This window comes from Mesorhizobium sp. M7A.F.Ca.CA.004.12.1.1, assembly GCF_003997835.1.
Taxonomy (GTDB): Bacteria; Pseudomonadota; Alphaproteobacteria; order Rhizobiales; family Rhizobiaceae; genus Mesorhizobium.
The window spans coordinates 1-16921 of record NZ_RZRK01000024.1 but is presented as its reverse complement, the minus strand read 5'-3'; the positions used below and the strand labels follow the sequence as shown (position 1 = coordinate 16921).

12 protein-coding genes and 5 pseudogenes are annotated in these 16921 nt (G+C 59.5%); 8 read left to right on the top strand and 9 right to left on the bottom strand.

What is annotated here, in order from left to right; all coding sequences use genetic code 11:
* The coding region (locus EN984_RS02535) for a hypothetical protein (protein ID WP_164765366.1) at window positions 1–316 on the bottom strand (316 nt) is incomplete at its 3' end.
* Complete coding sequence (locus EN984_RS39335; protein ID WP_063169289.1) at window positions 313–591, bottom strand: AlpA family phage regulatory protein; 279 nt, start codon at window positions 589–591, stop codon at window positions 313–315. The genes EN984_RS02535 and EN984_RS39335, both read right to left, overlap by 4 nt.
* Before the next feature lie 982 nt (window positions 592–1573).
* On the opposite strand from EN984_RS39335, the gene EN984_RS02525 reads away from it, so the two are divergent.
* Both EN984_RS02525 and EN984_RS02520 read left to right on the top strand, forming a co-directional pair.
* Window positions 1574–3505, top strand: a complete 1932-nt coding sequence (locus tag EN984_RS02525; RefSeq protein ID WP_127266914.1) for a potassium transporter Kup — start codon at window positions 1574–1576, stop codon at window positions 3503–3505.
* Between the two features lie 307 nt (window positions 3506–3812).
* A pseudogene (locus tag EN984_RS02520) lies at window positions 3813–4273 on the top strand (OB-fold nucleic acid binding domain-containing protein); the annotation flags it as partial.
* Between the two features lie 53 nt (window positions 4274–4326).
* Here EN984_RS02520 and EN984_RS02515 read toward each other — a convergent pair.
* Both EN984_RS02515 and EN984_RS02510 read right to left on the bottom strand, forming a co-directional pair.
* Window positions 4327–4599: a hypothetical protein gene (locus EN984_RS02515; protein ID WP_127266913.1), complete on the bottom strand. Its 273-nt coding sequence runs from the start codon at window positions 4597–4599 to the stop codon at window positions 4327–4329.
* A gap of 215 nt (window positions 4600–4814) precedes the next feature.
* Window positions 4815–5291, bottom strand: a pseudogene (locus tag EN984_RS02510) (aldehyde dehydrogenase family protein); the annotation flags it as partial.
* Window positions 5292–5943: 652 nt separating this feature from the next.
* On the opposite strand from EN984_RS02510, the gene EN984_RS02500 reads away from it, so the two are divergent.
* Entirely contained in the window at window positions 5944–6243 is a 300-nt protein-coding gene (locus tag EN984_RS02500) for a helix-turn-helix transcriptional regulator (RefSeq protein ID WP_245459761.1), read from the top strand.
* A complete protein-coding gene (locus tag EN984_RS02495) occupies window positions 6233–7549 on the top strand; it encodes a HipA domain-containing protein (protein ID WP_127206482.1) in 1317 nt (438 codons plus the stop codon). The genes EN984_RS02500 and EN984_RS02495 overlap by 11 nt, the downstream gene beginning before the upstream one ends.
* Window positions 7550–8117: 568 nt before the next feature.
* On the opposite strand, the gene EN984_RS38095 is transcribed toward EN984_RS02495, so the two are convergent.
* Window positions 8118–8474, bottom strand: a complete 357-nt coding sequence (locus EN984_RS38095; protein ID WP_127309514.1) for a hypothetical protein — start codon at window positions 8472–8474, stop codon at window positions 8118–8120.
* 516 nt (window positions 8475–8990) lie between these two features.
* Here EN984_RS38095 and EN984_RS38540 point away from each other — a divergent pair.
* From EN984_RS38540 to EN984_RS02475, 3 genes and pseudogenes are all read left to right on the top strand, one after another.
* Window positions 8991–9524, top strand: a pseudogene (locus EN984_RS38540) (IS21 family transposase); the annotation flags it as partial.
* Window positions 9525–9534: 10 nt separating this feature from the next.
* A pseudogene (locus EN984_RS38535) lies at window positions 9535–9848 on the top strand (ATP-binding protein); the annotation flags it as partial.
* Between the two features lie 192 nt (window positions 9849–10040).
* Complete coding sequence (locus EN984_RS02475; RefSeq protein WP_127266912.1) at window positions 10041–10691, top strand: hypothetical protein; 651 nt, start codon at window positions 10041–10043, stop codon at window positions 10689–10691.
* Between the two features lie 516 nt (window positions 10692–11207).
* Here EN984_RS02475 and EN984_RS38085 read toward each other — a convergent pair.
* Together EN984_RS38085 and EN984_RS02465 are read right to left on the bottom strand one after the other, a co-directional pair.
* Window positions 11208–11354: a hypothetical protein gene (locus EN984_RS38085; RefSeq protein WP_164750871.1), complete on the bottom strand. Its 147-nt coding sequence runs from the start codon at window positions 11352–11354 to the stop codon at window positions 11208–11210.
* A 289-nt stretch (window positions 11355–11643) separates the two neighbouring features.
* Window positions 11644–11954, bottom strand: a pseudogene (locus tag EN984_RS02465) (IS256 family transposase); the annotation flags it as partial.
* 937 nt (window positions 11955–12891) lie between these two features.
* Between EN984_RS02465 and EN984_RS02460 the strand changes: the two are divergent.
* Window positions 12892–13407 carry a DUF2285 domain-containing protein gene (locus EN984_RS02460; protein ID WP_224570032.1) on the top strand — a complete coding sequence of 172 codons (516 nt, stop codon included), beginning with the start codon at window positions 12892–12894 and terminating at the stop codon, window positions 13405–13407.
* A gap of 784 nt (window positions 13408–14191) precedes the next feature.
* Here the strand turns inward: EN984_RS02460 and EN984_RS02455 are convergent.
* Window positions 14192–15667: an NAD-dependent succinate-semialdehyde dehydrogenase gene (locus EN984_RS02455; RefSeq protein ID WP_127266911.1), complete on the bottom strand. Its 1476-nt coding sequence runs from the start codon at window positions 15665–15667 to the stop codon at window positions 14192–14194.
* 412 nt (window positions 15668–16079) lie between these two features.
* Window positions 16080–16921 (bottom strand): pitrilysin family protein (locus tag EN984_RS02450; RefSeq protein WP_164765365.1); only part of this gene is annotated, 842 nt, incomplete at its 5' end.

The following is a 16921-nucleotide window of genomic DNA, read 5'->3' as shown; positions in this document are numbered from 1 at the left end:
CGGATTCTGCAAAAGGACCTGCCAGACACGCAACTATCACTTGGATCGCTTCATCGCGTTGGAAATGTCGATCCATATCGTTCTCGAAAATCGGCTTTCGCTCCGAGGTGAATCCTTGCGCTGAATAGAAAACCGTGCCTTCGACAAAACCACCGCACTCTCCGTCACCGGCGTCGGGGTAAATACTAACACTTGAGAAAGCAGGGAGTTCACGGTCGTCGTCGAACATCTGACGGTGCAAAACGATGGCGGCCACCGCGTGCCCGGCTTCGTGATGCGCCACAGACGGGAGAAGATATTGGGAGGCTACATTCATGCGGTGCGGCTCTCAGATCTAGTTTCCATCCAAGCCCTGATATCGGATTCAAGCCATGCGACTCGGCCGGGGGAGATGCGACGCCGCTTAGGGAACAGGCCTGCCTTCAGAGTCGCGCGGTCGCGCTCGAACTGCGTTCCACTGAAGTGCTTCAGGGTCTTTGCCGACTGGCCGGCGGCCCAGGCAAGTGCCCGCTCGCCTTCCACATCTTCAAGCCAAAGATAGAGATCGTCGTCGGGAGCATCCAGCGTTGGACGGACATCAAATGCGTTCATGTCCGGACAGCCTTCAGAAAGAAGGGATAGAGGCTTCCGTTTGATCGGGAACGCTTAGTGTTGGTAGCGGCGCCGACATGTTCGAAAAGCGTGATCATTGATGAGTTCTTCCAGTCGGTGCGGCATCGCAGTGCTTTTGCGCATAGGACCGCAATTCACGTGCCAACTGGGAAAATCGTTTCGGAACAATGCGATCGCTCTGGCAGCGTTGTGTCAGATGTCCGACATCGTCGAGAATCCGACAACGAGTGCTCCTCCTAATCACCGGATCAACCTCCGGCGCCAGGCGGTGACACCGCATTCCTCTGTCTTTCCAGGAGACGGCGTGGACATCAATGCCGTTCCTCACCGAACCCGCCTCCTAGCCCTTCGCCTGTGTAGCATACGTCACGGCCGCCCCCCGGTTTGGCTTCAACCTGGGATTACGGCGTCCTCTTTCGCAGAGAAGATCGGGTTGTTCGTGGCGCGCGCAGCGGAGCCGAAGGAGCTTTTTCTGGGTTGCGGATACTGGCATGTCGATATTACGACCGTGTGTCCTTCGAGAAGCTTGGTGGCTTCTTCAACCAGAATCTCGCCGGGGAGATCGAATCGTTATCTGCGCCGCAAAGTGCGGCCGGTGAGCGGCGTGGCCCTGCGTTCCAGTTGGCCACGGTCCTCGCTGGGACGAGCAAGTAAATGGCTTGCGCAGCAACGGTGCGATCACACCTGGAGCACGGCGTCATCAGGAAAGCGCCATCCTTGTGCGCCCACGACACCCTGGTCGCCATCGGCCGCATCGCGGGGGGGCAATGTGGGCGATAACCATTCATTGATCTGGGCGATTGAGGGTTCTGCCGGGGCGCTATTGCTGCTCGGTAGGGCTGCGGGCTGGCGAGTCTACCAAGGCGAGCAACGACAGGCGAGACGGCAGACATTACGTGACGGAACTTGATATTGCAGTGCAGCAAGCGTAGAGCACCCCGCGCTTATCGGAGTGTCGTCCATGGCCCTTACCAATGCTGGTAACGAGGCAGAACCTGTCGAACAATCGAGCCATTCTGAGGTCGAGCAGCACAGCACCAAGGCGCTGATGTTGGGCGCACTAGGTGTCGTTTATGGCGATATAGGCACCCGCCCGATCTATGCATTTCGCGAGGCGTTGCATGCATCAGCGGGTGGCAACGTCGCCAGCCGTGGCGACATCCTCGGCGTACTCTCGCTGATCATCTGGTCCCTGACGATCACCGTGACGATCAAATACATCATGTTCGTGCTCCGCGCCGACAATCGAGGCGAGGGCGGAGTGCTGTCGCTTATGGCGCTGGCGCGCAACAGTTTCCCGACCCGCTCTGCGGTGATCCTCGGCATCGGCATCGGCATCGGCATCGTCGGCGCGGCGCTTTTTTTTGGCGACGCCGTCATTACGCCGGCAATCTCGGTACTGTCGGCGGTCGAAGGTATGAATGTCGTCACGCCGACGTTCCAGCCCTATGTGGTGCCGCTGACACTGGCCATCCTGGCGATCGTGTTTGCGGTACAGCGGTTTGGCACCGGCGGCGTAGGATTGGTGTTCGGACCCGTTACCGCGCTGTGGTTCCTGGCCATCGGCCTTTCCGGGCTCAACCACATCATGGACGACCCGGAAATCCTGCTGGCAATCAGCCCGCATTACATCGTGTCGTTCCTGGTCAACTCGCCTGACGTCGCCTTCGTTACGGTTGGTGCAGTCTTCCTCGCCGTCACCGGAGCCGAGGCGCTCTACGCCGACCTCGGCCATTTCGGCCGCAAGCCGATCGTGCTCGCCTGGCTGGCGATCGTGTTCCCTTGTCTGTTGCTCAATTATGTCGGGCAAGGCGCCTTCGTGCTGGCAAATGGCGGCGTTGTCGGTCATCCGTTCTTCGAGATGAACCAGGGCTGGACGCTTATTCCGATGGTCGTGCTTGCCACGGCGGCGACCGTGATCGCCTGCCAGGCGGTGATCTCCGGCGCCTTTTCGCTGACCAGGCAAGCGGTACAGCTCAACATGCTGCCGCGTTTCGTCATCCAGCACACGTCGGAAAAACAGTCGGGCCAGATCTATCTGCCGCGCATCAACCTGATGCTGGCGCTGGTGGTGATGCTGCTGGTGGTCGGCTTCGGCGAATCCAGCCGGCTGGCCTCGGCCTACGGTATTTCGGTGACCGGCAATATGCTGGTGACGAACATACTGCTTTTTGTTGTGATGACGCGCATCTGGAAATGGCCGCTCGGCGTCGCGATAGCCTTAATGGCGGTGTTCGTCTTCATCGATACCGGCTTCTTTGCAGCTAACATCGTCAAGGTATTCGAAGGCGGCTGGGCCTCGCTTGCCATTGCCGCAGTGATCGTGATGACCATGTGGACTTGGATAAGAGGCAGCAGGTATCTATTTGACAAGACGCGCAGGAACCAGATTCCGCTCGATTTCCTTGCGGGCAATCTGTTGAAGAAGAAACCGCAGCTGGTGTCCGGTACGGCCGTGTTCCTGACCAGCGATCCCGCCAGTGCGCCGACCGCGTTGATGCACAGCCTGAAGCACTACAAGGCGCTGCACGAACAGAACGTCATCCTCTCTGTGGTGACGGCGCAGCAGCCCGTGGTGCCCGACAGCGAGCGGATCAAGATGGAAACAATCAATGAGCTGTTCATGCGGGTGACACTGACCTTCGGCTACATGGAACAGCCTAACATCCCGCGTGCGCTGGCGATCTGCCGCAAGCAGGGTTGGAAGTTCGACATCATGACGACGTCCTTCTTCCTGTCGCGTCGCTCGCTCAAGGCGTCACCCAACTCCGGCATGCCGGTGTGGCAGGACAAGCTGTTCATCGGCTTGGCGCGCACGGCCGCCGACGCGACGGAGTATTTCCAGATCCCGACCGGACGTGTGGTCGAGATCGGAACGCAAGTGGCCGTTTAGGTATGCCCGGTTAAGCAGAATCAATTGGCATTTCGCGAGCCGGTGAATGCCTGACCGGGCGGAGGCCACGATGCTTGCGCCAAACTGGGGTCCGGTTCCAGGCCTGAAGCTTCCGGCCCCGAAAGCCGTCCTTTACGCCTGCGATCATTTCCGTTCCGCATTGTCTTGCCGACCCACCAGTCGAGATGCGCTGAAACGACCTCGCCGGGCAGCAACTTATCATTTGAACCTAATCGATGTGCCGCAAGTCCGACCTTCATTCTTCAGTTCACAGGCTAGCGTTGCCAAAATCGGCGTGCCGCCTAACCGGCGCCGCACCGTGACCTGTCAGGATGCTATGCAGGCGCGAGGCAGAAGCTGGCTCGAGGCCGCCGGCCTGGTGCTGGTCCGGCAGCGGCCGGGCTCGGCCAAAGGCTTCATGTTCCTCTGGAGGATGAGACGGGTGCGGCAAACGTCGTCGTCTGGGTCAAGATCTCGCGAGAAATTCCGGCGCGTGCTTCTTGCTTCGGCCATGCTCGGCGTCCGCGGACGCATCCGACGGAAGAGGAGGTGGTGCACCTCGTCGCCCACGAGCTGACCGATCTGTCGGCCGGGCTGGCCAGCGTGGGAAACCGCAAGACGCCGTTTCCGTTGCCGCACGGCCGAGGGCCGAGGCTCATCACGGCGGATCGGGCATCGATCCGCGCGGCATGCCGAAGGGGCGCGACATCGTCGATGCAGTATGACCATATCGACCCTATCAAGTTCAAGACGCGTAACTTCCGGTAGCGCTTCCGGAGGCCACTTCAGCAGCATGTTGTGCACACTTTTGTCGGACCCTGTTAACTGCCGATTGGCAGCAGGTCACCCCGTGCCGGATCCCAAATGTCGTCGCTCTCAAGCGCAACGACTGCCCGCACCCTTTTTAAGTCAGCGAGCACCTCCACCGCCGGACGCCGCCCCGTTTCCTGAGCCGCGGCGTAACGGGTGTATTTGTGACTGTCCGGCTCAAACCACTTCAACGATTCCAAAGTAGCCATGGCATCGCCCTTGCGGCTGCGCGTGATGCGAATGATCGTGATCCCATCCTCAGCGCTCGCGTCGAATGGAGACACGCTGCCAACGCTTCATCTGCTCTACCCCATCTTTGTTCCAAGGCGGTCGGATCATCTCAATGAGCCCTGCCTCGGGGTGGCCAAAGCATGCATATTTATCGTTCGGCCCCGCATCGAATTATCATCTGCGATGTGGGACTCGATCTTGGGTTGGCGACGGCTTAGCTCCGGGAGTAGACGTCGGACCACTGATAAGTGCCGGACCTTCTCCACAATTTCTCGGCGGACTCATCGTGAACGCTCGATTGGACGTAAATGCGGTTCGCGGAAACGCAGGTCTGGCCGGCATTGCGGAACTTCGCCTGGACCGCACCGTCAACAGCACCGTCAATGTCGGCATCATCGAAGATGATGAAAGGTGCATTGCCGCCGGTTTCAAGGCTGACCTTCTTGATCTGGTCAGAGCACTGACGCATCAGCAGCCGTCCGGCCTCGTTCGAACCGGTAAAGCTGATCTTTTGAATCTTGGAATTGGTGCAGAGTTCACGGCCCACGCGATCACCTTCGGACGCATAGATCCAGGTTGACCACGCCATCGGGAAAGCCGGCCTGATGGCGAGAGCAAACATTGCACCTAGCCACGCCACGATAAGATCGAGCGCGGCTTCGTTGCGTGCGGGTCTGTGGTCAGTGGAGGGCGGAGGAAAAGCGCTCGGCGTGCTCGCCCTCGCGATACCACTGGTTCGCGCCGGCAAGCGCCAGTTTCTGAGGCAAATCGCCGAACAGCTGGTAGAGCCTTACTCTCAGGGCTTGGCATCTATGTCGCCTACGACCGCCACATGCAGCCCGTCGCGTGCGAAAGCGGCTTTGTGGAAGGCGCTTAGATCGGAGGGCGTTACGCTAGTCAGGCTCCCTTGGGCGGTCTCGAATACGGATGCGTGCCGTAGATTCCGCGCCGCCAGGCCAGCTCGGCGATCGCATGAGGTTCCGCGCTCATTGGCAATGATTTCGGAGAGAAGCTGGGCGCGTATGCGGTCGAAAAGTGCTGGTGTAGCCGGCTGCGGGTCCCGCCACCGAGAATGTCGGCCAGCAGTCGAGCGCCGCGGCCTCGCACCAGGGACCGCCCATGAATGACTCATGCGAGGCGTCTCAAGGCTGTCCGCGATCCAGCGCCAGATCTCCGCCTCGCCCGAGGGGCGCAGAGCTGGCCGGTTGTGCAGGAGCCGTAGGCAATATCCGCCTTCCTCGTTCGGATGGGTAACGCTTGCGATACGGAGTCTTGACTTTGGCAGTCGCTCTGTGACATTACCTATATAAAGTTCTAAAGAAGGCGATATGGATCATGCATAGGTCACAGAGACCCGAATGAAGGCAACGTATAAACGCACCTATTCGCGCTACGCGATGGAAGCGCTTGGCCTTTTCGGTAAGACCATCCGGCTTGGCCGGATGCAGCACCGGTTAACCGCACAGGAGTTAGCCGAGAGAATCGGTGTTTCACGCAGCACCCTGCAGCGCATCGAGAAGGGCGATCCCAAAGTCGAAATCGGACTGATGTTCGAAGCTGCTGCCATTGTCGGTGTGAAGCTGTTCGATGCCGACGGCAAGGGCATCACAGCCCTCACAGGCCGCATGGACGATCGCATCGCGCTGCTGCCGAAGCACGTCTACAAGGCCAGCAAGCAGATCGTCGATGAGTTCTAAGGTCCCCAAGTACGACGAAGCCTATGTCTGGGTCTGGCTGCCGGGCGAGACCGCGCCGGTTGTCGCCGGGCGGCTATATGCCCATGACGGACTCGTCAGCTTCAACTATGGCAGGAGCTTTCGTGAACTGGGCAGCGCGATCCCGCTTTATCTCCCGGAACTGCCCCTGAAGGCAGGCGAATTGCCTTTGCTTCCTGGCCTAACCATGCCGGGATGCATCCGCGATGCTGCCCCTGATGCCTGGGGACGACGGGTTATCCTAAACCGCAAATTCGGTGTGAAGGGCGATGAAATCGCGCGGCTCGATATTTCAGAACTGACGTTCTTGCTGGAATCAGGCTCGGACCGCATCGGCGCGCTCGATTTTCAGTTTTCGCCCACGCATTACGAGCCGCGCGCACTGGCCAATGCCACTCTCGAAGAGCTTGTCCAATCGGCGGAGCGGGTAGAGAAAGGTATTCCGCTCACCCCCGAATTAGATCAGGCGCTGCATCACGGCAGCTCGATCGGCGGCGCAAGGCCAAAGGCGCTGATCGAGGATGACGCCGTCAAGCATGTCGCGAAATTTTCCTCGTCTGCCGACCTTTACAGCGTCGTCAAAGGAGAATTCATAGCCATGCGGCTTGCCGCCTTGTGCGGCATCAGAGCGGCATCCGTCTCGCTCGTTCGCGCCGCAGGCAACGACGTGTTGCTCGTCGAGCGATTCGACCGGATCAAGGTCACGGGCGGCTGGCAACGCAAATCCATGGTCTCAGCGCTGACGATGCTCGCGCTCGATGAGATGATGGCGCGTTACGCCAGCTACCAGGATTTGGCGGAGATCATTCGCCACCGATTCACCGCGCCGTCGGAAACTCTGCGCGAGTTGTTCAGCCGCATTGTCTTCAACATACTTTGCGGCAACACCGACGATCATGCCCGCAACCATGCGGCATTCTGGGACGGGGCTAAGCTCACCCTCACGCCTGCGTACGATATTTGTCCGCAGGCCCGCAGTGGCCAGGAGGCCAGCCAGGCCATGCTCATCAGCGGCAATAACCGCATGAGCCGGATAGCGTCCTGCCTTGAAGCGGCGCATCACTTCCTGCTCAGCGCGCCGGAAGCTCTTGCGATTGTTGAAGGCCAGCTCCGATGCATTGCGGAGAATTGGCCGCGTGTCAGCGAGGAAGCTACGCTATCCGGCATAGATCGCAATCTGTTCTGGGGCCGACAGTTCCTCAATCCCTACGCTTTTACGGCGCTGGAAGGAAGCGCCGACGTTCTCCGCGCTCTGGCTGACGAACTACGCAACAGTGTTCACGCCTGATCCGGCGCTGGATTTCGGACAAGCTCGGCAAGCGCAAGACGCCACAATATGGACAACCCTTGCCGTGCCAGGACGAAGATTGAACAAACGGCTCTTCAACAGTGACAACGTGCACTGCGGAGAGATGTTGAGCTGACACCGCAAAAGACCAAGACGCGCGACTTCCCGCGATACAACTCCACATAACTGAGCGTCTACAAGCGGTGCAGCCAGCCAAACATCCAGCCATCAAAGCGATGATCGTCTGATCTTTTGCCGATGACATCACGTGGGGGAAGACTTGTTCGAGCGCTTGCCGCTTCATATCGATACCGGCCTGGGCGTAGCGCATCGTTAGTTCAGCCCGAGTGGCCTGGCCATCGACTGATGGTGGCGATGTCAACACCCGCCTTGACGAGGTGGATGGCCGTCGTGTCCCGCAAAGGGCGATGATGGATGCTCTTTTCCGCCATGGTGGTTCCTTCGCCCGCAGCCATGTGTGCGCAGCAAGTATCGAACACCGAACCGGGTGAGCAGTGTGGGGCGGTCGTTGCTTTGCTCGGCGGGACAGGGCGATACCAGACGAAGGTCACAATCGAAGATTCAGGATCCCTGAACTCGTGCATCCGTATTGAACATCAGCGAAAACAGAGCGTAATCCCGCTGTCCAGAAGGCGTGCGGCGGTCGATACGCGCCAGGACGCTCTTGATTTCCGGGCTCATCGAGATATTCGACAGGTGCCACCCACGCGCCCTCTTGAAGGGAAGTGTCACCACCAGTTGCAGCGTATCCTAATATTCGGGGTGCTCCGAAATCAGGAACCGCGCAAAGGCATGCATCGCCGCCAGCCTTGCATTGCGGGTCGCAACTGCCACGCTCGACCTCAAGTGATGTGAGAAAGCTGCCCATCCTGTCGGTATTGATGTCGGAGACCGCTTCTTTCAAGAATATCTTCCCGCTCTCCCGCGGCATGAGCCCGTGGCATGCTTCGGCCCAATGCTGTGGATTGATGTTTCTTCATGCCACAACCTCGCTGACGAGACCGCCGAAAGCCCCTTCAAAGCGGTCGGTGGCGATCTCTCGCAGCTTTGGAAGGTAGTGCATTGATTTTTCGTGGAATGGGGACCCTGTTTAAAGGGTGATTTTCGTCCAAACGGGACCCCTTAACGATGGGGTCATCAAGATGCCTCCGGCTTGATCGGAGGCATTTGTGTTTTGGATGTTGGTTTTAGAGACGATTGCAAAGATACGTCGGCTGTCGCTGGTCCAGGGGAAGTCGATCAAGGCGATCTGCCGTGAGCTGAAGATGTCGCGCAAGGTGGTGCGCAAGGTCCTGCGTTCTGAGGAGACGCAGTTCCGCTACGAGCGCAAGCACCAGCCCTATCCCCGCATGAGAGCTCGGCGTGAGACGCGGGACCGGCTGCTGTCGGCGAATGCGGCCAAGCCGCAGCGGGAGCGGCTGCCGGTCGCTTCGACGGCTTCCATTGCATTCCCCCGTCGGTGTCGAAGACCTGCACGGTGCGCTTCGACAACAACAAATACTCGGTGCTGTCGAGTGCCGTCGGTCGGCCCATCGAGATCCATGCTTATGTCGATCGGATCGCATCCGCCAGAGGATGGCGTGGTCGTGGGAGAACACGTTCGCTCCTTTGGCCGCAACGAGGTCGTCTACGATCCCTGGCACACGGCGCGCGCCGTTCCTTGGCTGGGTCGTGCGGTCGGCAATGGAGAAGGTGCGGCGCAGCTCAAGGCGGTTGATGACGTCGACCGGCAGATGGTGTTGATCCTCACCTGGGTGCTGACCGACGGATTGAGCGCGGTCGAGGCCGCCTGTCAGGAAGCCATCGAGCACGGTGCATCGTCGGCGCCGGTGATCCTCAACATCCTGGCCCGCAGCCGCGATCCGGCGCCGGGCACGATCCTTTCCATTCCCCAAGCGCTGAAGCTAGCTCACGAGCGGTCGCCGACTGCACCCGCTATGACAGTCTCAGGAGGACAAACAGCCATGGAACGCACCGAGGTACTGGAACTGATGGGAGCGCTGAAGCTCTACGGAATGCGCAGAGCCTATGACGAGATCATGGGCGCGTCGCCATCAAGCGACGGCACGAGCCGCCCAGGATTGTCGGTGATCTCTTGCAGGCCGAGATATCGGAGAAGCAGGCCCGCTCCATCAAATACCAGTTCGCTGTCGCCAAGTTGCCGCTGGCCAAGGACATCGACGACTTCGACTTCGCCGACACGCCGGTCACCCCCTGATGCGCGATCTCGCCCGGCCGCGCCTTCGTCGCCGATCAGCGCAACATCGTCCTGGTCGGCCGCCTTCACGGGTCACCCAACTCGCGCGGAAGGTCGACCGCATTGCGACGGGCGCGTGTCGACTTCCCAACAATGTCAGACAGGAGACGCAACGCTATCGGAGCGATCGCATTGCCCGAAACGATTTTCCCAGTTGGCACGACAATTGCGGTCCTATGCGCAAAAGCAAACTAGACCTGAGAGCCGCACCGCATGAATGTAGCCTCCCAATATCTGCCGCTTGTGGCGCATCACGAAGCCGGGCACGCGGTGGCCGCCATCGTTTTGCACCGTCAGACGTTCGACGACGACCGTGAACTCCCTGCTTTCTCAAGTGTTAGTATTTACCCCGACGTCGGTGACGGAGAGTGCGGTGGTGTTGTCGAAGGCGCGGGTTTTTATTCAGCGCAAGGATTCACCTCGAAGCGAAAGCCGATTTTCGAGGACGATATGGATCGATGTTTGGAACGCGATGATGCGATCCGGGAGATAGTTGCGTGTCTGGCAGGTCCTTTTGCAGAATCCGCATTCGAAGGCTATCTGGACCCGCGCGATATGGCGATGAATGCGTCCGATGGGAATGAGGGGAGCAGCGACTACGCGGATGCCAAGCGAATCTATGGTGAGTTGCGGTTCCTGATGCCGCGCCGCCCCGATTGGGGGCGGATCGAAGATTGCACGGCCCGGCTAGTACTCGATCACTGGTCGGCCATCGAAGCATTGGCCGCGCATTTGCTGGTCAAGCATGATCTCCAATTCGATGAGGCTCTGACGATTGTTGCGCCGCATCTTCCGCCATGCCAGCAGCTACGCCGCCAGAGCGTCATCCGCAGCCTGCTTGATCAGCCATTCGATGTGATTTGACCACATCTGCAACACCTCGCGCTTCTCCTTGACGTTGCTATAGAGATTGTAGATTTCGCCAATGTCTGTCAAGGACGCCGCCTTGTGATTCAGTATGTGCTCGATGACGTGTGGCAATACCTGCCGCCTGCCGAGATTTGTCGCGAGCGTCCTGCGCAGATCGTGAAGGGTCCAGTTCTCCAAAGCCACCCCGTCAGTATTGACCTTGCCGTCTAGAGCCTTCTTGCCCTTCGCGTAGCCTGAGAAGTGGCTTCTTTCGTTGCCCCTCGCAGGGAAAAAAACGTGTCATTGGTCTTCGGTACCGTCTGGGGGACCGACACCGCCAGTGTGGACAGCGGAATAAGCGTAGGCTCTTCGTTCTTCGTGCGGTCACCCGATAGTTCCATGTTCCGGCTTCAAGGTTGAGGACCAACGCATCGCGGCAACTTCCGTACGCCTCTGTCCGGTCAGAATGAGCAGCTTGACGATGGAGCCGAACGAATAGCCGATATCGCCCGGTTCGGGCTCACAGCCCGTTCATATAGCCGCCAGTTCGGCATCGTTCACCACTCGCTTGCGCTTGACGATCGGGGCCGGATCCGGATTTTCCAATCCCTCGCGGGGAAACCGCGGATGAGCCGTTGCGGCGGTTTGCGACACCAGTTGAAAAATGCCCGCATACACCAGAAGGCCGTGTTAGCCGCTTGCGGGTGACCCCCGGCGACGATCTTCTTTGTGATGTTAGCAATGTCGGTGTCGATCACATGGTGGATAGAGCGACTCCCGAGGGCAGGCACAAGATACCGGTTCAGGCTGGCCTCGACCAGTGCGGTGTTTTGAGGGTCGTTACTCGGCGGCCTGGAGGTGACCGCCATCGCCGTCCTCGGTATCGTCAGCGCTGATATGCGCCTGATCGGCAAGGAAGGCTGGCAGTTCCGATGGAGCTATGCTGGAATTTGGGTGACGAGGCTGATCAAGCGGCGCTCTGCGGCTTCGTTTCGATGACCTGGATTCCGTCCAGGAACCGGCACCTGCGATGAGTTTCGGCAACTGATTTTGTCCTTTCAATCGTCGCCACTTCCTGGCCGCGGCCAACAGCTTGAAGACCATCAGCTGGGCGGTTTTCGAGGATAGCGAGCCCTTGGTACGCACCGTGCGATAGCGAACGGTTGCAAAGACGCTTTCGATGGGATTGGACGTTCGCAGATGATCCCAGTGTTGGGCGGGGAAATCGTAGAGCGCCAGCGACGCAATATGATCTTTCGTCAGGCAGTCGACCGCCTTGGCATACGCCTCGGCCTCCATCTCGATCGCATGTGCAAGCAATTTGCGCGCGCCGCTGCGAAGTACATCCGTCAGGGTATCATCGATTTCGTCGGGCTGACGAAGGCGAACAATGTGTTGATAGTCTCGTTCATGGCGTATCACTCTCCTTGAGAGGTACTGGCAGGCTTCATCACCCGCCTCGATACGCCGCTCTCCTCAAGCCGCCATCATCCAGTTTCCGCCATGGCTCCCCCTGATTGATCCGCTTCACCTGTGCAACTGCACAGGCTGCCCTAGCGGGGAGATTGGCCTCCAATGGCGAAAACTTGCCGCAGGAGACCCTCCGATGACCGTGCCTATGGCGCCGCCGCTACGACAACTTGCCGACAAGCAGCGTGCGATCCACTGCCGCGCTACTGCGCCTTCAAGGGACGTCTGGATCGCGACGCAGGAGCCGATGACCGTTACGGGATCAATTCCAGGTCGCGCTGGCCGTCGCTGTGCCAGTTCGACGGTCTGGTGGCAATTTGGGCACATCTTCTGTCGCCGACAGTGGCGATGGCTGACGCTTCAACGAAACGGGGTCTTCGACGTCTGCTGCCTTCGCCGATGCTTTGCGAAGTGGCATAATGTTTCGACTCACGCAGGCGCGGGCAGGGGATGTCAGTCATGAATCTCCTGACTGGCGCGGATCAGGCCGATTGGCGGGATGAAAGATCATACGACTACACCGCTGGCCTGACGCTGCGGGAGTGGGCTTGGGAGTTCTTACGCCGCAATCCAGCGTTCCAGCGCGATCTGACCGCTGCGCGCCAGCATTGCAAGACTTGGTCTCTCCAATCCTTTCTCGATATGGTCGCGTCGGCCGGCGACCTGTCACGCTGGGGTGTTCTGTTTCGCGGAGTCTTGTGGCCGCGCTTCGGTCGTATTCTGGTGTCCGCTCTGGTGCGTCCATGTGCTGCCGGTCATTGCGGAACGGTTGCCTGCCTCGTCGCCGACACCGCCGTTCGAACTCTCGGCATTGCCCTGTCGTGCAATCGTCCTGCTGGCGCCCGACAAGAGCCAGCATGTTCTTCTTCGCAATGCGGACCACGCGCTGCAGCTCGCCGTCTCGGGCGCGAATATCCTCCACCCTGTTTGCCTGCATACGCAAGCCATCTGGCCCGCGGTGCTTTTAAAGCATCGACTGAGGGGACTGGAGTGCCTCAATGCTCTCAGTCTAGGGCAACAGTTGCCCCCCCGCTTGTTTGCGCCGGAAAAGCGCGGCGTTCGTTTGTCCTTCGTTCTTCGTGCGCTCGACGGTTCGCTCGCCGGAGCACCTCATCGCGAGCTCGCCGAAGTTCTCATCGGTCAACGGCGCGTCCATGCCGACTGGGCGGATCCTCGCGATCATCTGCGCGACCGCATCCGTCGGGCCGTCTCGCGTGGCCGCGCGCTCATGAATGGTGGCTACAGAGATTTCCTAATTTGAAAAGCGACAGTCCGCGCTGTGCGTCGGTGGATGAACGTTCGCTCGCAGCTGTACCCGTCACCAACAGTTCGCCCGCCGACAGGACTGCATGGCGCCTTGCAAGTGCGCTCTGGTCTAGCTTGTCGATGCCGAAATGAGATGGGCGAGGGTGCCAAGGCGGTGGTTCATTAGGGCCGGCCTCGACCTGGACGCACATCATTGGTCGGAAAGCGGCGTGCACCGCAATGTCGCCATAGCAGCCAAGATCCTTTGAGGCCGGACCTGCAGTCCTGTTGGACCGGCGGGTGCAACAATATGGAGGGATCTGAGGCCTCACACCGTTCCCTGGTCGACAGCTCGGTCAACATAGCACCCACCGCTTTATTATGGAAATGGTGTGCCTGGAGTGCAGCGAGTAGCGGCTTGCTGCGCACTGTCCTAAGAATAGCAGTCATGACCCGTCTGGGGTTCTGCAACACGACGATTCAACCGCTTGGGCATTGTCGCATATCCCACAATGTAGAATGCGCAACAGGGCAAAAGCTGATCCATCGGCGGTTTATCAATGCTTTTTGGCTTGGCACGGCACATGCAACGCAATCGGCAAAAGGCGCACGAACTGAGTGGCCCATCGGCCCTAGGAGCGCTGACTTATGCCCTCCCAAGGCATGTCCGGCCCGACAGCGAGCTCAGTCTCCTGCCGGGCATCCGTGTTTCAGGTCAACGGCGTTTGGAACTTCCAATTAGGTGGCGGCATTGACCGCAGGCCGCCCCCCGGTGGGGCGGAGAGACAGTGCAGCAGGTTTCAAATCCCGCCCATGCAAAGATATTTCATTTCCAGATAGTCCTCGAGGCCATGACGGGAACCCTCCCGCCCGATGCCGGATTGTTTGATCCCGCCAAACGGTGCCGCCTCCGAGGACATGCGTCCCGTGTTGATGCCAACCATGCCATATTCCAGAGCCTCTGCCACACGCCAGACCCGCTTCAGGTTTGAGGCATAGAAGTATGCGGCGAGGCCGTAGATCGTGTCATTGGCCTCGCGCACGACCTGATCCGCATCGTTGAAGCGAATGATCGGCGCGAGCGGCCCGAATGTCTCCTCTTGCGCGACTGCCATGACGCTGGAAATCTCGGTGAGGACCGTGGGTTCGAAAAACGTGCCATTCTTGCCGATACGCTGGCCCCCGCATCGTATTGTGCCGCCTTTCGCAATGGCATCTGCGACGTGAGACTCGATCTTGGCCAGAGCATGCTTGTCGATGAGCGGTCCGATGTCCACTCCGGCATCGAATCCGTCGCCAACCGACAAGTGCCGGATTCTTTCCACGAATTTCTTGACGAACTCATCGTGAACGCTCGATTGGACGTAAATGCGGTTCGCGGAAACGCAGGTCTGGCCGGCATTGCGGAACTTCGCCTGGACCGCACCGTCAACAGCACCGTCAATGTCGGCATCATCGAAGATGATGAAAGGTGCATTGCCGCCGAGTTCAAGGCTGACCTTCTTGATCTGGTCAGAGCACTGACGCATCAGCAGCCGTCCGACCTCGGTCGAACCGGTGAAGCTGATCTTTCGAATCTTGGAATTGGTGCAGAGTTCACGGCCCACGCGATCACCTTCGGACGCATAGATCAGGTTGACCACGCCATCGGGAAAGCCGCCCTGATGGGCGAGGGCGAACATTGCGCCAGCCACGAGCGGCGTCTGTTCAGCGGGCTTGAGCACGATTGTGCAGCCCGCAGCCAAGGCCGGCGAGATTTTGCGCGCCACCATGGAGGCCGGGAAATTCCATGGCGTGATCGTGCCAACAACGCCGATGGGCTGCTTGATCACTAGCATTCGGCGGTCTGTCGAGGGTGCCGAGATCGTCTCCCCATAGACGCGATTGGCCTCCTCGGCATACCATTGCAGATACGCCGCCGCATGCGATACCTCTGAAATGGCTTCGGCAAGCGGCTTGCCCATTTCCGCAGTCAGAATCGCGGCGAGATCGCCTGCATGGTCGATGATCAGCTGATGCCATCGCCAAAGAACGTCGCTACGTTCTCGGGCCGTCAACGCGGCCCATCCCGACTGCGCAACATAGGCCTTGTCTACCGCAGCACGTGTCTCCTCCACGCCCATATCGGGAAGCTCTGCCAAAACTTCGCCGGTCGACGGATTGACGACCTCGAACGTCTTATTGCCAACTGGTCTGCCGAGTGCCGGCAGGCGGTCGATGGCTCCAAACAGGTGCGGGGATTTCAGACGGCGGATCATCGGCAGGCACAGGGGCAATACCGGATTCCTCCTCAACGCAGCGAACATCCAGGTCGACAGGCCGTCAGTGTGTATTCTGCACCAGTGGGTTCGTCGTAGGGCCTCGGCAAAGCAGCTGGTAGACCACGCTAGCCCGATGAAAAGACAGCAGTTTCGTTAGTTTGAGTGCCCGCGGTTCATCAATTGATGGATTAAGCAGTCGGATGTTTGCTTCATCCACCATGCCTGCTGGTGGCATGCGACTGAATTCTGCAAAAAGGCGGCATACATGCTGAGGAGCGCCATTTCGGCGAGAGGCCGCCGGACCGCCAATGCCGCGCAAGGTCGGCGAAAACGACTCCGCGCGTCTGCATGATCTGCTTGGCCCACGGGCCTCCAACGCTCTTCCCACGAGAAGCCCCGATGAAGAAGGAAGGTGTGATGAGTTTCTTTACTCATCCTTGCCGCCCAGCGGCGGGCCGACCACCAAAATGGCGGGCTCGGCCGAAAGCAGCTTTTTGGCCGCCGCCTTGACCTGTTTGAGCGTCACCCGACCGATGCTGCGGGCGCGACGCTGGTTGTAGTCGACGTCGGCCTTGTGAATCTGCAAATCCAGGAGCCGGTCTGCAATCGAGCGGGTCGAGCCCAGTTGGTCGATGGCATAGGCGCCGATCAGGTGCTTCTTCGCCGCCTTGAGCTCGGCCCCGGTCGGTCCTTGCTGCGCCATCTGCTTTACCACATCTCGCACGATGCTCAGTGTTTGGGCAGCGCAGTCCGAGCGTGTCTCTGTCGTAACCAGAAGCGAGTCAAGGGTTAGTTCAGAGCTGACGTGATAGGCAAGGCCGCGTTTTTGACGTACCTCCTCGTAAAGGCGGGAAGTCAAGTATGAGCCGCCAAGGATGTCGTTCAGCAGCACGGCCGCGTAGAAATCCGGCGCGCTAGGCTTCACGCCAGGCCAGGCCAACGTCAGCGAAGTCTGCGGCAGGTCGTAGTTCTCCTCCACCAGTTGACCGAGTTTCGGCGCGACATCGTAGACGGGGACGAGGGTTTGTTGCTCAGGCAAATCACCAAACAGCTGGTCAAGCCTTTCCCTCAACGTGTTCGCGTCAATGTCACCCACCACGGCAATATGGAGCCCGTCGCGAGCGAAAATGGCCTGGTGGAAGGCGCGGAGGTCGGACGGCGTGATGCCGGGGAGGCTCTCTTTTGTGCCTTCTCCCGGCCTTGAACAAGGATGCGCGCCATAGATCGCGCGCAGCCATTTGCGCTGAGCGATGGCGTTAGGGTCTCGCT

What these genes read in the sequence shown, in the direction of transcription:
- EN984_RS02495 (WP_127206482.1), top strand. Translation starts at nt 6,233, where the DNA reads ATGAGTTCTAAGGTCCCCAAGTACGACGAAGCCTATGTCTGGGTCTGG.
- EN984_RS39335 (WP_063169289.1), bottom strand. Translation starts at nt 591, where the DNA reads ATGAACGCATTTGATGTCCGTCCAACGCTGGATGCTCCCGACGACGAT.
- EN984_RS02525 (WP_127266914.1), top strand. Translation starts at nt 1,574, where the DNA reads ATGGCCCTTACCAATGCTGGTAACGAGGCAGAACCTGTCGAACAATCG.
- EN984_RS02500 (WP_245459761.1), top strand. Translation starts at nt 5,944, where the DNA reads ATGGAAGCGCTTGGCCTTTTCGGTAAGACCATCCGGCTTGGCCGGATG.
- EN984_RS02475 (WP_127266912.1), top strand. Translation starts at nt 10,041, where the DNA reads ATGAATGTAGCCTCCCAATATCTGCCGCTTGTGGCGCATCACGAAGCC.